The sequence below is a fragment of the Citrobacter sp. TBCS-14 genome, assembly GCF_005280805.1.
Lineage (GTDB): Bacteria > Pseudomonadota > Gammaproteobacteria > Enterobacterales > Enterobacteriaceae > Citrobacter > Citrobacter gillenii.
The window spans coordinates 1-348 of the sequence record NZ_SZWM01000286.1; the positions used below are offsets into that span (position 1 = coordinate 1).

1 protein-coding gene is annotated in these 348 nt (G+C 54.9%); it reads left to right on the forward strand.

What is annotated here, in order from left to right; translation table 11 throughout:
- A partial coding sequence (locus FDX22_RS12555; protein WP_146717276.1) for an Ig-like domain-containing protein occupies positions 1-348 on the forward strand: 348 nt, incomplete at both ends.

The window sequence follows — 348 nt, forward strand, 5'->3', positions numbered from 1 at the left end:
CCTTGCGTCGAACGGCTTTGGGCTCATCGTCGATACCATATCGCCGGGTATACCCGTCATTTCTCAGGTCGCAGATGATGTCGGCCCGCTGACGGGCAATCTGAACAACGGCCAGGTCACAAATGATGCGCAACCCACGCTCAGTGGTACGGCAGAAGCCAATTCCACGATCAAAATTTATGACAATGGCACCTATCTCGGTACCGCTCCGGTAGACGCCAATGGAGCCTGGAACTTCACGCCAACAGCCGGACTTGGAAATGGTAACCATGCGCTCACGGTGACCGCCACGGATGCAGCAGGAAACGTCAGTCAGTCATCCGCCGCATTTAACATCATTGTGGATAC